The sequence below is a fragment of the Stenotrophomonas sp. Ps181 genome (genome assembly GCF_025697425.1).
Lineage (GTDB): Bacteria > Pseudomonadota > Gammaproteobacteria > Xanthomonadales > Xanthomonadaceae > Stenotrophomonas > Stenotrophomonas sepilia.
This window is the reverse complement of sequence record NZ_JAHWBI010000003.1, coordinates 23753-42090: the sequence shown is the minus strand read 5'-3', so window position 1 is coordinate 42090 and position 18338 is coordinate 23753. Positions and strand designations below refer to the sequence as shown.

Annotated in this window: 16 protein-coding genes; 7 read left to right on the top strand and 9 right to left on the bottom strand. The window is 67.3% G+C overall.

Annotation, left to right across the window (positions count from 1 at the left end; translation table 11 throughout):
* The first annotated feature begins 78 nt into the window (after positions 1-78).
* Together KXV01_RS07150 and yeiP are read left to right on the top strand one after the other, a co-directional pair.
* Complete coding sequence (locus KXV01_RS07150; protein ID WP_099487498.1) at positions 79-849, top strand: SDR family oxidoreductase; 771 nt, start codon at positions 79-81, stop codon at positions 847-849.
* 48 nt (positions 850-897) lie between these two features.
* Complete coding sequence (yeiP, locus tag KXV01_RS07145) at positions 898-1464, top strand: elongation factor P-like protein YeiP (RefSeq protein ID WP_005409468.1); 567 nt, start codon at positions 898-900, stop codon at positions 1462-1464.
* Positions 1465-1626: 162 nt separating this feature from the next.
* On the opposite strand, the gene KXV01_RS07140 is transcribed toward yeiP, so the two are convergent.
* From KXV01_RS07140 to KXV01_RS07125, 4 genes are all read right to left on the bottom strand, one after another.
* Positions 1627-2319 carry an MliC family protein gene (locus KXV01_RS07140; protein ID WP_099487500.1) on the bottom strand — a complete coding sequence of 231 codons (693 nt, stop codon included), beginning with the start codon at positions 2317-2319 and terminating at the stop codon, positions 1627-1629.
* Between the two features lie 83 nt (positions 2320-2402).
* A complete protein-coding gene (locus KXV01_RS07135; RefSeq protein WP_049415518.1) occupies positions 2403-2795 on the bottom strand; it encodes a nuclear transport factor 2 family protein in 393 nt (130 codons plus the stop codon).
* Positions 2776-5925, bottom strand: a complete 3150-nt coding sequence (locus KXV01_RS07130; protein WP_099487502.1) for a multidrug efflux RND transporter permease subunit — start codon at positions 5923-5925, stop codon at positions 2776-2778. Before KXV01_RS07130 ends, KXV01_RS07135 begins: the two co-directional genes overlap by 20 nt.
* Positions 5926-5961: 36 nt before the next feature.
* Positions 5962-7110 carry an efflux RND transporter periplasmic adaptor subunit gene (locus tag KXV01_RS07125; RefSeq protein ID WP_099487504.1) on the bottom strand — a complete coding sequence of 383 codons (1149 nt, stop codon included), beginning with the start codon at positions 7108-7110 and terminating at the stop codon, positions 5962-5964.
* A gap of 129 nt (positions 7111-7239) precedes the next feature.
* Here KXV01_RS07125 and KXV01_RS07120 point away from each other — a divergent pair, with 129 nt between their 5' ends.
* A complete protein-coding gene (locus tag KXV01_RS07120; RefSeq protein ID WP_099495370.1) occupies positions 7240-7956 on the top strand; it encodes a response regulator in 717 nt (238 codons plus the stop codon).
* On the top strand, positions 7956-9032 hold the full coding sequence (locus KXV01_RS07115; RefSeq protein ID WP_049413288.1) for an ATP-binding protein: 1077 nt from the start codon (positions 7956-7958) through the stop codon (positions 9030-9032). Before KXV01_RS07120 ends, KXV01_RS07115 begins: the two co-directional genes overlap by 1 nt.
* Here the strand turns inward: KXV01_RS07115 and KXV01_RS07110 are convergent.
* From KXV01_RS07110 to KXV01_RS07100, 3 genes are all read right to left on the bottom strand, one after another.
* The gene (locus KXV01_RS07110; protein WP_263467635.1) at positions 9010-10806 is read right to left on the bottom strand and encodes a DUF4105 domain-containing protein; all 1797 of its coding nucleotides are present in this window, start codon (positions 10804-10806) and stop codon (positions 9010-9012) included. The genes KXV01_RS07115 and KXV01_RS07110 overlap by 23 nt on opposite strands.
* A gap of 40 nt (positions 10807-10846) precedes the next feature.
* Complete coding sequence (locus tag KXV01_RS07105) at positions 10847-11146, bottom strand: DUF2388 domain-containing protein (RefSeq protein ID WP_099495369.1); 300 nt, start codon at positions 11144-11146, stop codon at positions 10847-10849.
* Between the two features lie 61 nt (positions 11147-11207).
* Positions 11208-12596 carry an FAD-binding oxidoreductase gene (locus KXV01_RS07100; protein WP_099485330.1) on the bottom strand — a complete coding sequence of 463 codons (1389 nt, stop codon included), beginning with the start codon at positions 12594-12596 and terminating at the stop codon, positions 11208-11210.
* Positions 12597-12765: 169 nt separating this feature from the next.
* Here KXV01_RS07100 and serA point away from each other — a divergent pair, with 169 nt between their 5' ends.
* On the top strand, positions 12766-14007 hold the full coding sequence (gene serA / locus KXV01_RS07095) for a phosphoglycerate dehydrogenase (RefSeq protein WP_049441186.1): 1242 nt from the start codon (positions 12766-12768) through the stop codon (positions 14005-14007).
* 76 nt (positions 14008-14083) lie between these two features.
* On the opposite strand, the gene KXV01_RS07090 is transcribed toward serA, so the two are convergent.
* Entirely contained in the window at positions 14084-14476 is a 393-nt protein-coding gene (locus KXV01_RS07090; protein WP_099485329.1) for a hypothetical protein, read from the bottom strand.
* Positions 14476-15090: an NUDIX hydrolase gene (locus KXV01_RS07085; protein WP_080352975.1), complete on the bottom strand. Its 615-nt coding sequence runs from the start codon at positions 15088-15090 to the stop codon at positions 14476-14478. The genes KXV01_RS07090 and KXV01_RS07085 overlap by 1 nt, the downstream gene beginning before the upstream one ends.
* A 132-nt stretch (positions 15091-15222) precedes the next feature.
* On the opposite strand from KXV01_RS07085, the gene KXV01_RS07080 reads away from it, so the two are divergent.
* A complete protein-coding gene (locus tag KXV01_RS07080) occupies positions 15223-16698 on the top strand; it encodes an amino acid permease (RefSeq protein ID WP_099485328.1) in 1476 nt (491 codons plus the stop codon).
* Between the two features lie 81 nt (positions 16699-16779).
* Positions 16780-18207: an amino acid permease gene (locus KXV01_RS07075; RefSeq protein WP_021204531.1), complete on the top strand. Its 1428-nt coding sequence runs from the start codon at positions 16780-16782 to the stop codon at positions 18205-18207.
* The last annotated feature ends 131 nt before the right edge of the window (positions 18208-18338 follow it).

Sequence of the window (18338 nt, the reverse complement as noted above, 5' to 3'; positions counted from 1 at the left end):
CTGCGGCGGCGCAGTGCACAACGGCGACGTCGCCGCTTCCGTTAGAATCGGCGGTTCTCGAACCAGCAGGACCGTGCAATGCAGCTGTCTTCCGTACGTGCCGTGATCACTGGCGGCGTCTCCGGCCTCGGCCTGGCCGTGGCCCAGCACCTCGTCGCCCAGGGCGGCAAGGTGGCCCTGTTCGACCTCAACGACGACAAGGGTGCAGCTGCCGTTGCCGGGCTGGGTGCCGACAAGGCCCGCTATTTCAATGTCAACGTCAGCGATGAGGCGGCCGTGGCTGCAGCCATCGACCAGGCCCACGATTTCCTCGGCGGCCTGAACGTGGCGATGAACTGCGCCGGCATCCTCGGCGCCGGTCGCGTGCTCGGCAAGGAAGGCCCGATGCCGCTGGCCGGCTTCCAGGGCACGGTGATGGTCAACCTGGTCGGCAGCTTCAACGTCGCCAAGGCCGCGGCCAACCGCATGCAGCACAATGAAGCCGGCACCGACGGCGAGCGCGGTGTGATCATCAACACCGCCAGCATCGCCGCCTATGAAGGCCAGATCGGCCAGGCCGCGTATGCCGCCAGCAAGGGCGGCGTGGTGTCGATGACGCTGCCGATGGCACGCGAACTGTCGCGCTTCGGCATCCGCGTCAACACCATCGCCCCAGGCGTATTCTGGACGCCGATGGTCGATGGCATGCCCGAAGCCGTGCAGCAGTCGCTGGCCGCCTCGATCCCGTTCCCGCCGCGCCTGGGCAAGCCGGAAGACTTCGCCAGCCTGGTCGGCTTCATCCTTGGCAACACCTACCTCAATGGCGAGACCATCCGCCTGGACGGCGCTACCCGCCTCGCTCCGAAGTGATTCCCCCGGGCGCCGGGACGGCGCCCTCCCCCAACGACCTAGATCACCATGAAAGCCAACGACATCAAGAAGGGCAACGTCGTCGAGTACAACAACGGCGTGTACCAGATCCGCGACATCGAGCGCAGCTCGCCGCAGGGTCGCGGCGGCAACGTCCGCTTCCGCTTCATCATGTACAGCGTGCCGGGCGGCAACAAGCTCGACGCCAGCTTCGATGCCGACGACAACCTGGTCGAGGTCGAACTGCTGCGCCGCCAGTCCACCTATTCGTACAAGGACGGCGATGCCTTCGTGTTCCTCGATGACGAGGACTACACCCCCTACACCCTGGACGCGGACGTGATCGGCGACGACGCCGGCTACATCACCGACGGCCTGACCGGCATCTACGTGCAGGTGATCGACGAGCAGCCGGTGGCGATCCAGCTGCCGGCCTCCGTGGTGCTGGAAGTGATCGAGACGCCGCCGGAACTGAAGGGTGGCACCGCCACCAAGCGCCCGAAGCCGGCCAAGCTCAACACCGGCATCGAGATCATGGTGCCGGAGTACATCGTCAACGGCGAGCGCGTGCTGGTGAACACCGCCACCGGTGAATTCGCCGGCCGTGCCGACTGAGCACCCTGCGCCGATCGCCTGCCGCTCCCTGCCTGCGGCGTGTTCGCCGCAGGCAGCGGACGGATCATCGGTGGCAGCGGTTGTGTAGAGCCGAGCCCACGCTCGGCTGCTGTGGGCTGGACAGCTACTGCAGCCGCGCGTGGGCTCGGCTCTACAGGTAACTTACGGCTGTTTCGCACCGAAGTTGCCGCAGCCATGGTACTGGCGGGTACCGACAGCCAGCATCGCCTTGGCCTCGAATGTCTCGCCGCTCATGTCATCCTGGCAGGTGGTGCGCTGGAAGCTGAGCTTGACGTCGGTGCCGTCGGACGCCTTCCCGCTCCATCCATCAGCGCCCTGGGTGGGTTTGGCCACGTCGAAGCGGCGCTCGCCATAGTCAACTTCCACCTGCAGGCCCGGCATATCGCCATCGACGACTGCAAGCCATCCAGGTTCATTGCCGGTGGCACGGAACGCGGCATTGCCGGCGCTGCCATCGCCTTCGGTAGCTTCCACCGCATGGCACTCGCGATCCGGTTCGCCCTTCAGGCTCAGCAGGCCATCATTGCTGCCCCTGGTCCAGAAGCTGTTGCCAAGGCCATCGCTGTACTTGGCGCCGGATGCCGCGCGCTCGGAGGTCATGGCGAAGCTACGCTCGCCGATCACCAGCGTGGCAGCATCCTCGCCATTGAATGTCGCGCCCACACTCAGATCACCACACTGGTAGGCGGTCTCGCTGCCACCTTCCGTGTTGGCGCTCGGCTGCGGCGTGGCAGGCGGGGCGTCATTGCTGCCCGCCGCGGGTGCCTGGGCCGGCTGGCACGCGGCCAGGACCAACCCCAGGGAGGCTGCCAACAGACTGGGAACTACACGCATGGCTCGACTCCTTGTCGACACTACAGGAATGCTCGACCCTACCACCTCGTGGTGAGCAGGGCCTGAAAACGGCCTGACCGCACTCATGCGGCCAGCACCGCCATCGACAGCAGCTGCGCGCCACTGCCGCCGGAACTGCAGGTCCAGACCCGCAACAGGCGCAGCTTCACTTCGCGCTCGCGGCCCTGCTGCCAGACCGACATCCGTACGTCGCTGGACAGCAGTGCCAGGCGACCACACAGCAGCGTTTCAGCTGCGTGCAATTGCAGGCCTCGCACCTGCAGGCTACCCGCCAGCCAATCGCCCAGCCACGGCAGCTCGAGCATGCGGCCGCCGTGGCCGTCCATCATGAACAAGGCCGGCGATACCAGCGCGGCCAGCGCATCGTGATTGTTCTCCAGCAGCGCTGCGCACAGGCGCTGCTCCAGCGCCAGCAACTGCTGCTCATGCAGATCTTCAACGATGTTCCGTTCCATCCACGGTTCCTCCCGGCATCGGCCGGCGCCTGCGCAGGCGTTGCGCGATCCACTGCCGCGCGCCCTGCACCACTACATAGAAGACCGGCACGAAGAACACGGCCAGCACGGTCGCACTGACCATGCCGCCGAACACACCGGTTCCAATCGCCTGCTGGGTTTCCTTCGACGCGCCCTGCGCCAGCATCAGCGGCACCACGCCCAGCGCGAATGCCAGCGAGGTCATCACGATCGGCCGCAGTCGCAGCCGCGCTGCCTCCAGCGCTGCTTCAACCAGGCCGCGACCCTGCTGCTGCAGCTGGCGCGCGAATTCGACGATGAGGATCGCGTTCTTCGCCGACAGCCCGATCACGGTGATCATCCCGACCTTGAAGAACACGTCGTTGGGCATGCCCCGCAACAGCACCGCGGCGACCGCGCCAAGCAGGCCCAGTGGCACCACCAGCAGCACCGCCAACGGAATCGACCAGCTCTCGTACAGTGCCGCCAGCACCAGGAACACCACCAGCATCGACAGCAGCAACAGCCACGGCGCCTGCGCCCCCGACTCACGCTCCTGCAGCGACTGGCTGGTCCACTGCAGGGCGAAGCCGGACGGCAGCTTCTCCGCCAACCGCTCCATCTCCGCCATGGCCTGGCCGGTCGATACGCCGGAGGCCGGTGCGCCGGACAGGTTCAATGCCGGGAAGCCGAGATAGCGCTGAAGCTGCAGCGGCGCCTCGGTCCAGTACGGCGTCACCAGTTCCGACAACGCCACCATGCCGCCCTCGCTGTTGCGCACGTACAGCTTCAGCACGTCTTCCAGCTCCATCCGGTGCGGCGCATCGGCCTGCAGGATCACCTGCTGCAGCCGCCCCTTGCTGGGGAAATCGTTGACGTACTGCGAGCCCATCGCCGCAGACAGCGTACTGCTGATCTGCTCGAACCCCACGCCCATCGCCTCGGCCTTGGCGCGGTCGATGTCCAGCCGCACGCTGGTACCTGCCGGCAGGCCATCGGCATGCACCTCCGACAGCAGCGGACTGGCCTCGGCCAGCTTCAGCAGCTGCTGCAGGGCCGCACGCAGTTCGGACTGGCTCTGCCCGGTGCGCGCCTGCAGGGCCAGCGAGAACCCGGACGAGCGCCCCAGGCTGTCGATGGCCGGCGGCATCACGCTCATCACCTCGCCCTCGGCAATCGTGGCCATCGCCTTCTGCGCGGCCTCCACCTCACCGGCCGCGGTTGCGCCTGCGCGCTCACCCCAGTCCTTCAGCATGGTGTAGGTCAGCGCCGCACTCGGGCCGGAACCGGAAAAGCTGTAGCCGAGGATCGACTGGTTGGAGCCGATGCCCGGGCGCGAGGCCACGTGCCGTTCGTAGGCTTCGACCACGGCCAGCGTACGCTCGGCCGTCGCCTCGGCCGGCAGCTGGATCGAGGTCATGAAGTAGCCCTGGTCTTCTTCCGGCAGGAATGCACCCGGCAGCCAGTGCAGGCCCAGCAGCAATGCCGCCACCAGTGCGGCGAACACGCCCATCACCCGCCCGCTCCGCTGCAGCAGCGACGCCACACCACGCTGGTAACGCCCGGTCATCCGCTCGAAGCCCCGGTTGAAGGCGCCGAACAGCCCGCCGCGACCGCGATGGCCGTGGGTGGCCTGGCGCAGCAGGGTCCCGCACAGCGCCGGCGTCAGGCTCAGGGCCAGCAGCGCCGAGAACAGGATCGACACCGCCATCGCCACGGTGAACTGGCGGTAGATCGCGCCCACCGAACCACTGGCAAACGCCATCGGGATGAACACCGCAGTCAGCACCAGGGTAATGCCGATCACTGCGCCGGTCAGTTCACGCATCGCCTTGATGGTGGCCTCGCGCGGCGGCAGGCCCTCCTCGGCCATGATCCGTTCCACGCCCTCGACCACCACGATCGCGTCGTCGACGATGATGCCGATCGCCAGCACCATGCCGAACATGGTCAGCACGTTGATCGAGAAGCCCAGGGCCAGCATCACCGCGAAGGTGCCCAGCAGTGCGATCGGTGCGACCAGCGCTGGAATCAGCGTGTAGCGCCAGTTCTGCAGGAACAGGTACATCACCGCGAACACCAGCAGCATCGCCTCCAGCAGCGTCTGCACCACCTTCTGGATCGAGATCTTCACGAACGGCGCGGTGTCGAACGGGATGCTCGCTTCCACCCCGCGCGGCAGCAGCGGTGCCAGCTCAGCCATGCGTTCACGCACCGCCGCAGCGGTACGCACCGCGTTCGCGCCCGGGCGCAGCTGCACGCCGGCGGCGGTGGCAGGATGACCATCCTCGCGGGTGCCCCAGGCATAGCTCTGCGCGCCCAGCTCGACGCGGGCGACATCACCCAGCACCACCCGTGAACCGTCGGCGCCGGCACGCAGTACGATCGCCGCGAACTGTTCCGGCGTAGACAACTGACCGTCGGCGCTGAGCGGCACGGTGATGCGCTGGCCTGGAACACCCGGCGAATCACCAATGCGTCCTGGCGAAATCTCCAGGTTCTGCTGCTCGATGGCGGTTGCCACATCGCCCATGGTCAGGCCGTAGCCGGTCAACCGGGTCGGGTCCAGCCACACGCGCATCGCCTGCTCGGCACCGAACAACTGCACGCGGCCGACGCCATCGATACGGCGCAGCTCTTCGATGATGTTGCGCGCCATGAAGTCGCCCAGCGCGGCCTCGCTGACGCTGGCATCGGGCGAACGCAGGCCGACCAGCATCAGGAAGCCGGAATCAGCGGCCTCCACGAACAGGCCGTTCTGGCGCACGCTGCGCGGCAGCCGTGGTTCGATCGCCTTGATCCGGTTCTGCACGTCCACCTGCGCCAGCTCCGGATTGGTGCCGGGCTTGAAGGTGGCAGTGATCGACGCTTCGCCGGACGTGTCCACCGACGACTCGAAGTACAGCAGGTGCTTGACACTGGACAGCTCGCGCTCGATCAGGCCAACCACTGCATCATTCAGCGTCTGCGGGCTGGCACCCGGGTAGCTGGCATAGATGCTGACGCTGGGCGGGGCGACTGCTGGATAGCGCTCCACCGCCAGCCGTGGGATCGCCAGCGCGCCGGCCAGGATGATGAAGATCGCCAGCACCCAGGCGAACACCGGGCGATCGATGAAGAAACGTGCCATGTTGGATTTTCCTGGAGGGACCGGCCCGGAACAGGCTCAGCCCTTGCTGCCGGCCTGCACTGCACCGGCGCTGGCAACCGGCATCTGCCAGTCGCGCGCATCGACCACCACGCCTTCCTGCAGGCGTTCCTGGCCCTCGACCACCACCTTCTCGCCCGCCTTCAGGCCAGAACGCACCAGCCACTGGCGATCAACACTGCCCTCCACTTCCAGCGTGCGGATCACCGCCTTGCCGTCGGCGCCGATCACCCAGGCATAGGCCTGGCCACCGGCGCTGCGCAGCAGCGCCTGCTGTGGCACGGTCAATGCACTGGCCGGGGCACCGCGTGGCACTCTTGCACGCACATACATGCCGGGCAGCAGCTTCCGCTGCGGGTTGTCGACCAGGATGCGCAGGATGACATCACCGGTTCGCGCATCGACATTGATGCCGGAGAACAGCAGCTGACCGCGTTCGGGCAGTGGCTTGCCGCTGGCGCCGATGATCGTCACCGGCCGCTCGCCGCCACCGGCGGCAGTCCGCTGCAGAGACTCCAGCTGCGCCGCCGGTTGGCGCACATCGACGTAGACCTGGTCGATCTGCTGCACCACTGCCATCGGCTCGGCATCGGCCACGCCGACCAGCGCACCTTCGGTCACCAGCGCCTGGTCGATACGGCCGGCAATCGGCGCACTGACCGTCGCATAGCGCAGGTCGAGCTGGCGACGCGACAGGATCGCGCGCGCTTCGTTGACTGCGGCGCGGGCCTGTTCGTATTCGGCGTGGGCGTCGTCGCGATGCTGCTGGCTGACGGCCTGCGCGGCGGCCAGCGCATGCAGGCGCTGCGACTGCACGCGGCTGCGGCCAAGCGCGGCCTCACTGCGCTGCAGGGCAGCCAGTGCCGAATCGACGTCGGCCCGGAACGCGGCCGGGTCGATCTGGAACAGGGCCTGGCCGGCGCTCACCTCGGCCCCCTGGTCGAACAGCCGGCGCTGCACGATGCCGCCCACCTGCGCACGGATCTGCGCGGTGCGCACGGCGGCCACGCGGCCGGGCAGTTCGTCGTCACGCTGCACCACCTGCGGGCCGACGGTGACCACGCTGACACGCGGTGCGGCTTCGGGAGTGGCTTCGGGAGTGGAGCAGGCCGTCATGGCCAGGGCGAGGGCCGCGATCAACGCGACCGGAGTCCTGAAGGTTCTCATTGCTGTGCACAATGCCGCGCGGGCGGCGGATAGGTTCTGAAGCGCGCAGTGTGCGTGGCGATGATGGGGTTTCGATGGAGGAACTGTGGAGATACGATGGAGACAAGCACCTTACGGCCCCGCCCCTGCATGCATGCCTCCCCCGCCCTCGCCGCTCTCGTCCTGATCGTCGAGGATGAGGCCGAGATCGCCGATATTCTCAGCGCCTACCTGCAACGCGAAGGACTGCGCACGCTGCGCGCGGCCGATGGCCATAGCGCACTGGACCTGCATCGCAGCGCCCGCCCCGACCTGGTCCTGCTCGATGTACAGCTGCCACGCCTGGATGGCTGGAGCGTGCTGACCCAGCTGCGCCAGCGTGGTGAGACGCCGGTGATCATGCTGACTGCGCTGGACCAGGACCTGGACAAGCTGACCGCGCTGCGCATGGGTGCCGACGACTACGTGGTCAAGCCGTTCAACCCGGCCGAGGTGGCGGCGCGCGTGCGCGCGGTGCTGCGGCGTACGCTGCGCGCCTCGCGCGTGGACGCGCCCACTGCGCTGCGCGTCGGCCCGCTGCTGATCGACTCGGCCACCCACGCCGTGCACGTGGAGGGCGAAGGCTACAGTCACGAAGTGCTGCTCACGCTCACCGAGTTCAAGCTGCTGCACTGCATGGCGCTGGCACCGACCCGCATCTTCAGCCGCAGCGAGCTGATGCACGAATGCCTGCCGGAAAGCGAAGCGCTGGAGCGCACCGTCGACAGCCATGTCAGCAAGCTGCGCCGCAAGCTGGACGAAGTGGGCATGGTCAATGTTCCGGCCAGTGTGCGCGGCGTCGGCTACCGGTTGATGGCTGACCGCTGATGGCCCGACTGCGCCGTTCCGGGCTCAGCCGCCACATCATCGTCTCGATGTCACTGATGGTGATCGGCGTCATCGTGATGATGATCCTCTCGTCGTGGCTGCTGTACGCGGTGCTGGTCGAGTTCTTCCCCGGAAGTACCGAAGAGCCGGAAAGCTGGCTGCCGACCGGGCCGGAGCTGGCATGGATGGTGGGCGTGATCCTGACTGGTCTGGCGCTGGCCATCGCCGCCTCGTTCCGCCTCGCCCACCGCATCCTGTCGCCGTTGAATTCGCTGGTGGACAGCGTGCGTGCGCTCGCCAGCGGTGACCTTGGGGCGCGCGCCAGCGTCGAGGAGAATTCGCCGGGCGAAGTGGCGACCCTGGTTGAAGACTTCAATGCGATGGCGCGCCGCCTGCAGCACATGGAGAGCGAGCGCGCGATGTGGCATGCGGCCATCGCACATGAGCTGCGTACTCCGGTGACGATCCTGCGCGGCCGCCTGCAGGGACTGGCCGAGGGCGTGTTCCAGCCGGACGAGTCGCAGTTCCGCAGCCTGCTCGCCCAGGTCGAAGGGCTGTCCCGCCTGATTGAAGATCTGCGCGTACTGAGCCTGTCCGACAACGCACGGCTGGACGTGCGTCGCGCACGCACCGACGTGGTGGCCGAGGTGCATTCGGTGATGACGCTGGTCGACCCGCAGTTCCGCGCTGCGGGCTTCGTGCTGGAACTGGAAACCAGCCGCGAGGAACACAACGCGCACTGTGATCCCACGCGCCTGCGCCAGGCCCTGCTGGCGCTGCTGGAGAACGCGCGTCGCTATGCCAGCCCAGGCAAGGTGCGGATCGCCGTGCATGACACGCCGGGCCATGTGCAGGTGGCCATCGAGGATGAAGGCCCGGGCATTGATCCCGGACTGCACGCCGACATCTTCACTCCGTTCATGCGCGCCGACGGCTCACGTTCGCGCCAGGGCGGTGGCAGCGGGCTCGGCCTGGCGGTGGTCAAGGCCATCGCCGATGCACATGGTGGCCGTGCCTACTGCACGCCCGGCAGCTGCGGCGGCAGCCGTTTCGTCATCGAACTGCCGCGCCAGTAGCCGGACCAGCGGCCTGCGTGCGCAGGTGTGCTCCCAGCGCGGCCAGATTGGCGTCGATCGCATCCATTTCCTCACGCTGCCGCGCCGGCAACTGCTGGCGAAGCTGCACACGCAATGCCTGCCATGCCGGTACCGCCTGCGCACTGGCAGTGGCCACGGCCGCAGACAGCAGCACCTGCTCGTCGCCCAGCGGCAACCCATAGCCGCCGTCCTGCAGCAGCGTCCCCGGGCGCAACCACTGCCCACTCTGCGCCAGCAGGCCGCGCAGGCTACGGGTTTCGGCGCTGTCCGCAGCAGCCAGCAACTGCCGCTTGAGCACATCGCGTGCTCGCAGCTCGGCACGCCGCTGTGCGGCCTGTTCCAGCAACAGCAGGCCGGCACTGGCGCGCAGGTCGCCCTTCAGCAGCCAGGGTGCCCGTTGTTCTGCCGGCAGCTTCAACCAGCCGCGCACATCGCGGGCGGGCAAGCTCAGCTGGGTCGCCGCCACTGTGAACAACTGCTGGTAGTGGTCGCGCGCGGAAGCGAAGTAATAGCCCTGTGACTGCGCTGCGTTGCGGTCCGTGAGTACCCGCTCGTCGAGTATGCCCAGCCGCGCCAGCCGGCGCTTGAGACCGCGCGGACTCAGCTGGGCCAGCCCGGCCTCGCCCAGCCGCGGCACTCCGGCCTGCAGCAGCTTGGCGGTCTCCACCGCACAGTTGTTGCTGACGAAGTAATAGCGCCCGTCATAGCTCCAGTGCACCTGGGCGGTGCGCTCGAGCAGGCTGGCGATCTCATCACGCTGCAGCCGCAATGGCAGCGACTGCAGGCCGCGCAGTTCGACCTTGGTGTACTCGTCCACCACCTGCTGCAGCGGCAGCACGAACAGCCGCGACGGGTAGCCGCCGGTCAAGCCGCGCCAGTTGGATATCTGTACGTCGCCCACGAACGCGCGGAAGGACAGCACGCGGTGGTATTCAAGATCCAGCCGGCAGTCCGGCCCCGGTGCACGCCCGGGCCTGCAGATCACCAATCGCAGCATGCTGTGGCCCCAGCGGCTCATCGGCTGGGCGCTGCCTTCGGCGAACAGGTAATCCACGGCGTAGACACGCGCGGGGTCGAGCTGCAGCAGCGATGCCGCCCCCTCTTCCGATTCGGCCTGCAGCAATGGCAACGCGTTCGCGCAGTGCGACTGCGGCAGCGATGGCGGCGTTCCGAAATGGGCCTGGTACCACTGCGCCAGTGCCGGGCGCCGGCAGGCGAACTCGCTGTCGAGCACGAAATGCTCGGCGTTCACTGCCAGGTACTCGGCCGGGCCCTTCAGTTCATACGCATCGGGACTGCGGTCACGGAAGTCGTTGTCGCCACGGCCGAGATGCCAGGGCTTGCGCTGCCAACCCGCGAGGTCACGCCATCGCATGCTCTGCGACCAGTTCGCACCGCCACGGTCGGCGACGTGGGTCAGTTCATGCACCAATGCGCTGCGGCGCGCACGGCGGCTGCCGGGCATGCTGTCATCCAGCAGGTTACGGCGCAATGTGATGCGGCCCGCGAAAGCGCGGCCATGCACCTCGGCGGGAAGGTCATCACGCCAGCGCACCTGCACCTGAGGCGGCAAAGCGCGCCGCAGGCCCTCCGGCAGCAGTGACTGCACGTCGGCCAGGGTCTGGCTGGCGAGCTGCTGCTCTGCAGGGCTCAGCCCCGCCGGGTCGAGCTGCAGGCGATCGGCTGCGGGCGCGACGTGGGCGATCAGCAGTAGAGCCACGCCAAGCGTGGCGGCGTTCCGTGCAGATGTCATGGAGTTGCCGGCCAGCGGCCGGCACTACCCGAAGGCCGGATCAACGGGCCAGCAGCGCGCGGGCCAGTTCCAGGTCGCTCTGCTGCTGTGCGGTGGCGCTCTGCTCACGCAGGTGGACCAGCGCGGCCTGCAGGCGGGCACCACGGATCTGGCCGTCGCTGGCGACGAACGCAGCGGCATCGTCGCGCGCAGCCTGCACCACCTTGTCGTCGCCCGAGCTGCTGCCCGAGGAGCCGGAGGAAGCACCGGTGGCCGAACCGGCCGAGGTGCCGGCGAAGCTGGAAGCAAAGCCGGCCAGCGGCAGGGACAGCAGGGCGAGCAGCAGAAGCGGACGGGTCATCGTTCGAAGCCGGTTGTGAGGATGCGTGGAGCGTAACGGGTGCGTGAAGGATTTGCCCGGCTCAGGCGTCGAACAGCTTGCCGGGATTCAGCCGCGCTTGGGGATCGAACGCGCGTTTGACCGCCTTCATGAGCGCGATCTCGGCGGGGCCGCGGGTGCTGTCCAGGTAGCCCTTCTTGACCAGTCCGATGCCGTGCTCGGCCGAGATGCTGCCATCGAAGCGGGCCAGCACCTGCGCCAGCAGCTTGGTCACCTGCTCGCACTGCGCCACGAAGTCGGCGTCGCTGGTGTCGTCCGGCTTGAGCACGTTGATGTGCAGGTTGCCGTCGCCGATGTGGCCGAACCAGACCACGTCGAAGTGCGGGTAGGCCTGCCCGATCAGTGCCTGGGTCTCGGCCAGGAACGCCGGCATCGCCGATATCCGCACCGAGACATCATTCTTGTAAGGTTTGTAGCGCGCCAGCGACTCGGTGATGCCTTCGCGCAGGCGCCACAGCTGGGCCGCCTGGGCGTCGCTGGCACTGATCACACCGTCGCTGACCCAACCGTTGCCCATGCAATCCTCGAAGGCCGCCATCGCCGCCGCTTCCTGCGCTTCGTCGTTGGCGGCGAACTCGGTGACCACGTAATACGGGTGCACCTCGTCGAACGGTGCCTGCGCACCATGCGCCAGCACGTGCTCCAGCGCGCGATCAGTGAAGAATTCGAAGGCCTGCAGCTGCAGCCGCGCGCGGAACGCGGCGAACACCTGCATCAGCACTTCGAAGCTGGGCAGCGCCAGCAGCATCACGTTGCTGGCCGGCGGCGGATCGGTCAGCTTCACCGTCGCCTCGACGATCACCCCCAACGTACCTTCCGAACCGATCAGCAGCTGGCGGAAGTCATAGCCGCTGGAGTTCTTGATCAGGCCCTTGTTGAGCTCGAGCAGTTCGCCGCTGGCGGTGACCACCTTCAGCCCGGCAATCCACTCGCGGGTGTTGCCGTAACGGATCACGCGGATGCCACCGGCATTGGTGGCGATGTTGCCGCCGATCGTGCAGGAACCACGCGCGGCGAAATCCACCGGGTAGATCAGGCCGTGGTCCAGCGCGGCGTTGTGCACGGCTTCCAACGGCATGCCGGCCTGCACCACCAGGGTGCGATCGACCGCGTCGTAGGCCAGCGCCTTGTTCATCCGTTCCAGGCTGAGCACCAGCTCGCCGTTGGCCGCCACCGCGCCACCCGAGAGACCGGTGCGGCCGCCCGACGGCACCACCGCCACGCCCTCGGCGGCACTCCAGCGCATCACCGCCTGCACTTCCTCGACCGTGGCCGGCAGTGCGACCGCCAACGGCGCAGGCGTCCAGCGCCGGGTCCAGTCGCGCCCGTAATGCTCCAGGTCGGCCGGGTCGGTCTTCAGCTTCAGGCCGGGACAGGCCTGCTGCAGCGAGGCAATGCGGGAATCGGTCATGACGGTCCAGCGCGGTGCGTGAAGAGCGGGCAAGCGTGCCAGCGGCACGCGCCAGCGTCCAGCCCCGCAGCCGGGCAGATAGCTACGGATGCAACCAATTGCGCACTGCACCATGGGCGTTGCGATCTGGCATAGTGGTCAGCCCCTGTCCCACTGGCCGTGTCGCCCCATGTCGCCGAAGAAGACCTCGTTCCCCAAGCAGGATATCCGCGTGCTGTTGCTGGAGGGGGTCAGCCAGACCGCCGTGGAGGTGTTCAGCGCCGCCGGCTACAGCCAGATCGAGGCGCACACCAAGGCACTGCCCGAGGACGAACTGAAGGCGCGCATCGCCGAGGCGCACATCGTCGGCATCCGTTCGCGCACCCAGCTCAGCGCCGAAGTGCTGGCCGAGGCCAAGCGCCTGATCGCGGTGGGCTGCTTCTGCATCGGCACCAACCAGGTCGACCTGGATGCGGCCGAACTGGCCGGCATCCCGGTGTTCAATGCGCCCTATTCCAACACCCGCAGCGTGGCCGAGCTGGTGATCGCCGAGGCGATCATGCTGACCCGCGGCATCCCGCAGAAGAACGCCGAATGCCATCGCGGCGGCTGGTCGAAGTCGGCCAGCGGCAGCCATGAAGTGCGCGGCAAGACGCTGGGCATCATCGGTTACGGCCACATCGGCACCCAGGTCGGCGTGCTCGCCGAATCGCTGGGCATGCAGGTGATCTTCCACGACGTGGAAACCAAGCTGGCACTGGGTAACGCCCGTGCAGCGGCCAGCCTGGACGACCTGCTGGCACGCGCCGACATCGTCACCCTGCACGTGCCGGAGACGCCGTCCACGCAGTGGATGATCGGCAGCACCGAGCTGGCGAAGATGCGCAAGGGCGTGCACCTGATCAACGCCGCGCGCGGCACCGTGGTCGACATCGATGCGCTGGACGCGGCCCTGGCCAGCGGCCACGTCGGTGGCGCCGCGCTGGACGTGTTCCCGGTCGAGCCGAAGGGCAACGGCGATATCTTCGAATCACCGCTGACCCGCCACGACAACGTGATCCTCACCCCGCACGTCGGCGGCAGCACGCTGGAAGCGCAGGACAACATCGGCGTGGAAGTGGCGGCCAAGCTGGTGCGCTACAGCGACAACGGCAGCACCCTGTCGGCGGTCAACTTCCCGGAAGTGACCCTGCCCGAACACGAAGACAGCCTGCGCCTGCTGCACATCCACCAGAACGTGCCGGGCGTGCTGTCCAGGGTCAACGAGATCTTCTCGCGCCACAACGTCAACATCGACGGCCAGTTCCTGCGCACCGACCCGAAGGTGGGCTACGTGGTGATCGACATCACCGCCAGCGAAGCGCAGGCCGCCGCCGTGCGCGACGAGCTGGCCGCGATTCCAGGCACGCTGCGGACTCGCATTCTGTATTGAGCAAGGCGTCGCCGGGCATGACCCGGCGGATTGCTTCCGGCATCGCGCCATCCACGCCATGCGTGGATGGGACACCTCAGAACCTTACGGCGTGGAGGTTCTTGTAAAAGTCCCAATGGATCAGAACCCTGTCTTCCATCGACAGGAACAGCGTATCGACGAAATCCAGCTCGTCGGCATGAACCAGCCAGTCCTGCAGGCGGCTGCCCAGCGAAGGTACCGCCCCATCCACCTGGACAACCGTCAACGCTGCCTCGCTTGGCAAGCCAACAGCATCTGCGATGGCGCTCAACTCCTGCGCCAGCCGCTCCCGCCCCACCGCGGGGACCTCCAGGCGCGATGGCACGCGCTCCCAGTCGATGGATGTGATGACTGGCAATGCAGCCTTGATCATCGCGAGTGCCGCATTCTGCTTCGCCTCACCACAGGCATGAGCCGCAACAAACGCTGCACAGCCGTCCGAGAGCATCAACGTGCCAACCAGCGGCGCGCCATGCGCTGCATGGACTCATCCGACTCCGGGTCGGCCGCGACCTCGGTCACCGGCCGCCAGGCCAGGTCCAGTGATTCCTCGCTGGGCACGAAGGCCTCGCCACCCAGCGCCCGGATCACGAAGCGCACGTCGTAGTGCCAGTGTCCCGGCACGTCCTTGCGCTCCGGAATCCAATGCTTGTCCAGATCGAAGATGGCCGGGTCTTCCAGCACCAGGCCGCTCAGGCCGGACTCTTCCTCGGCTTCCTTCAGCGCCACCCGGGCCAGGTCGCGGTCGCCGTCGGCGTGGCCGCCCAGCTGCAGCCAGCGCTGCAGCTTGCGATGGTGGGTCAGCAGCAGGCGCTGCTCATCGGCGCTGACCAGCCAGCAGCTGGCGGTGAAGTGGCCGGCCAGCCGCTCACGCCGGAACGGATCTTCCGGATCATCCAGCAATGTGCCGAATTCGGCAGCCAGGGCGTCGTGGGCGGGTTCGCGGTGCGCGTAGTCCCGGAGCAGGCCGCGCAGGCGATCGTCAAGCGCGGCAAGGGTTTCGGCGGTCTGGCTCATGAATGGGGGCGGTTCGGAAAAATACTGCTCATTATCGCCGTTCATTGTTGCGATTGCGCTTGTGCGTTGGCTTCAGCTTTGGCTAAGGTACAGCGGGCCGTTCGCACGGCCTTCACCATTCAAGGCAGCCGGCAACGTATCGGCCGCCCACCCCATCCGATCACTAGGAAGTACTGCATGCTTAAAGCTCTGTTGAGGGTCAAGCCGGTCGAGCCGGCCGGGCACGTCGATGCCGGCGAACCCATCGAAGGCAGCCTGGACGGCGAAGCCACGTTGAAACGGACCCTCACGGCTAAACACCTCATCCTGCTTGGCGTGGGTGCGGTGATCGGCGCTGGTATCTTCGTGCTGACCGGGCAGGCCGCAGCCAACCACGCGGGCCCGGCGGTCATGCTGTCGTTCGTGCTGGCCGGTTTCGCCTGTGCGCTGGCAGGCCTGTGCTATGCCGAGTTCGCGGCGATGATGCCGGTCTCCGGCAGTGCCTACTCCTATTCCTATGCCACCCTCGGCGAAGGCATGGCCTGGTTCATCGGCTGGTGCCTGGTGCTGGAGTACCTGTTCGCCTCGGCGTCGGTCGCGGTGGGCTGGTCGGCCTACCTGATCAGCTTCATCACCACCACGCTGCACATGCCCTTCCCGGACATGCTCAGCGCCGCGCCCATCGCCTGGACCGGCAGCGAGTTCGTCTCCTCCGGCAAGCTGTTCAACCTGCCGGCAGTGCTGATCGTGGCGGCGGTATCCGGCCTGCTGTACGTGGGCGTAACCCAGTCGGCGTTCGTCAACGCGATCATCGTGGCGATCAAGGTCACCGTCATCTGCCTGTTCATCGGCATCGGCGCGGCCCACATCGACCCGGCCAACTGGCACCCGTTCATTCCGGAAAACACCGGCGTGCCGGGTGAGTTCGGCTGGAGTGGCATCTTCCGCGCCGCCACCATCGTGTTCTTCGCCTACATCGGTTTCGATGCGGTCTCCACCGCCGCCGGTGAGACCAAGGATCCGCAGCGCAACATGCCGATCGGCCTGCTCGGCTCGCTGGCCGTATGCACCATCGTCTACATCATCGTCTGTGCGGTGCTGACCGGCATGATGCCGTACCACCTGCTGGGCACCGACAAGCCGGTGGCGACCGCGCTGGAGCCCTACCCGACCCTGTCCTGGCTCAAGACGTTCGTGGAAGTCGGCGCCATTGCCGGCCTGTCCTCGGTGGTGCTGGTGATGATGATGGGCCAGACCCGCATCGCCTACACCATCTCCCGCGACGGCCTGCTGCCGAAGTTCTTCGGCAAGGTCCACGCCCGCTTCCGCACCCCGTACTGGGCCACGATCGTCGTCGGCGTGATCGCCGCCGCACTGGCGGGCCTGGTGCCGCTGAACGTGCTGGGCGAACTGGTGTCGATGGGCACCCTGCTGGCCTTCGCCACCGTCTGCATCGGCGTGCTGGTGCTGCGCTATAGCAAGCCTGAACTCCATCGCCCGTTCCGCGTGCCGGCGGTGTGGATCATCTGCCCGCTTGGCGCCGCGGCCTGCCTGTTCCTGTTCTGGCAGGCGTTCGTGGTGCACTGGCACCTGTTCGTCGGCTGGACCGTGCTGGGCATGCTGATCTACCTCGGCTATGGCATGCGCAACAGCAAGCTCGCCAAGTCGCCTTGATCCGCCTCCGGGCCGGCCTCGCGCCGGCCCGTCCGTTTTCCCGTGCGCCGCTCATGGCGCACTTCGACAAGACCACCACACATGTTCAAGCAACTGTGGGCCACCAAGCACCCGCATGCCGCCCATGAAGACGCCAACGGCCTGAGCCTGCGCCGCCACCTCGGCCCCTGGGGCCTGACCGCCCTGGGCATCGGCGCGGTGATCGGCGGCGGCATCTTCGTCATCACCGGCCAGGCCGCCGCCAACCACGCCGGCCCGGCGATCATGCTGTCCTTCGTGCTGGCCGCCATCTGCTGCGCCTTCTGCGCGCTGGCCTACGCCGAGTTCGCCTCGATGGTGCCGGTCTCCGGCAGCGCCTACACCTATACCTACGCCACCTTCGGCGAGCTCTCGGCCTGGTTCATCGGCTGGATGCTGGTGCTCGAGTACGGCGTGTCCGCCTCGGCGGTCGCGGTCAGCTGGACCGGCTATTTCCTCAGCCTGCTCAGCCAGTTCGACATCCATCTACCGGCGGCCCTGGTCAGCGCCCCGCTCGACGCCCAGCTGCGTCCGACCGGCGCGATCGCCAACCTGCCGGCCGCCGCACTGGTGCTGCTGCTGACCTGGTTGTGCTACGTCGGCATCAGCAAGTCCTCGGCGATGAACATGGCGATGGTCGTGCTCAAGACCGGCCTGATCGTGCTGGTCATCGTGGTCGGCTGGAAGTACGTGGACACCAGCAACTGGACCCCGTTCATCCCCGCCAACGAAGGCCCCGGCAAGTACGGCATGGAAGGCGTGCTGCGTGGCGCGGCGATGGTGTTCTTCGCCTACATCGGTTTCGAGGCGGTATCGGTGGCGGCGCAGGAATCGAAGAACCCGCAGCGCGACATGCCGATCGGCATGATGCTGTCGCTGGTGATCTGCACCGTGCTCTACATCGCGATGGCGGCGGTGATGACCGGCCTGGTGCCGTTCCAGCTGCTGGGCACCGACGAGCCGGTGGTGACCGCAGTCGCGGCGCATCCGCAGCTGGGCTGGCTGCGCTGGGTGGTCGAGGTCGGCGCGCTGGTCGGCCTGTCCTCGGTGGTACTGGTGATGATCATCGGCCAGCCGCGCATCTTCATGATCATGGGCCGCGACGGCCTGCTGCCGCCGGTGTTCACCAGGATCCACCCGAAGTACCGCACCCCGCACATCAACACGGTGATCACCGGCATCGGCATCGCGCTGCTGGCGGCGCTGTTCCCGCTGGACATCCTCGGCGAGCTGACCTCGATGGGCACGCTGATCGCCTTTGCGGCGGTGTGCGCCGGCGTGCTGATCCTGCGCCGCACCCAGCCGGACCTGCCACGCCCGTTCCGCATGCCGATGGCGTGGCTGATCTGCAGTCTGGGGGTGCTCAGCTGCCTGGCGCTGCTGTCGGCGATGACGATGCACAACTGGATGCTGATGGGCGTATGGACCTTCGTCGGCTTCGTGATCTATTTCTGCTACGGCTTCAGGCACAGCCGCCTGCGGGGGAAGTAAGGGGTTTTGCATTGCAGGGCCTGCCGCCCTGCACCCGCCTTTGAAGCCGGAGCAACGGCAACAGCAACGGCAACAGCTGGGCTGAGGGCTTGGCGGGGAGGCATGGGTTCGCGGGGGACGCCGTGAATCCA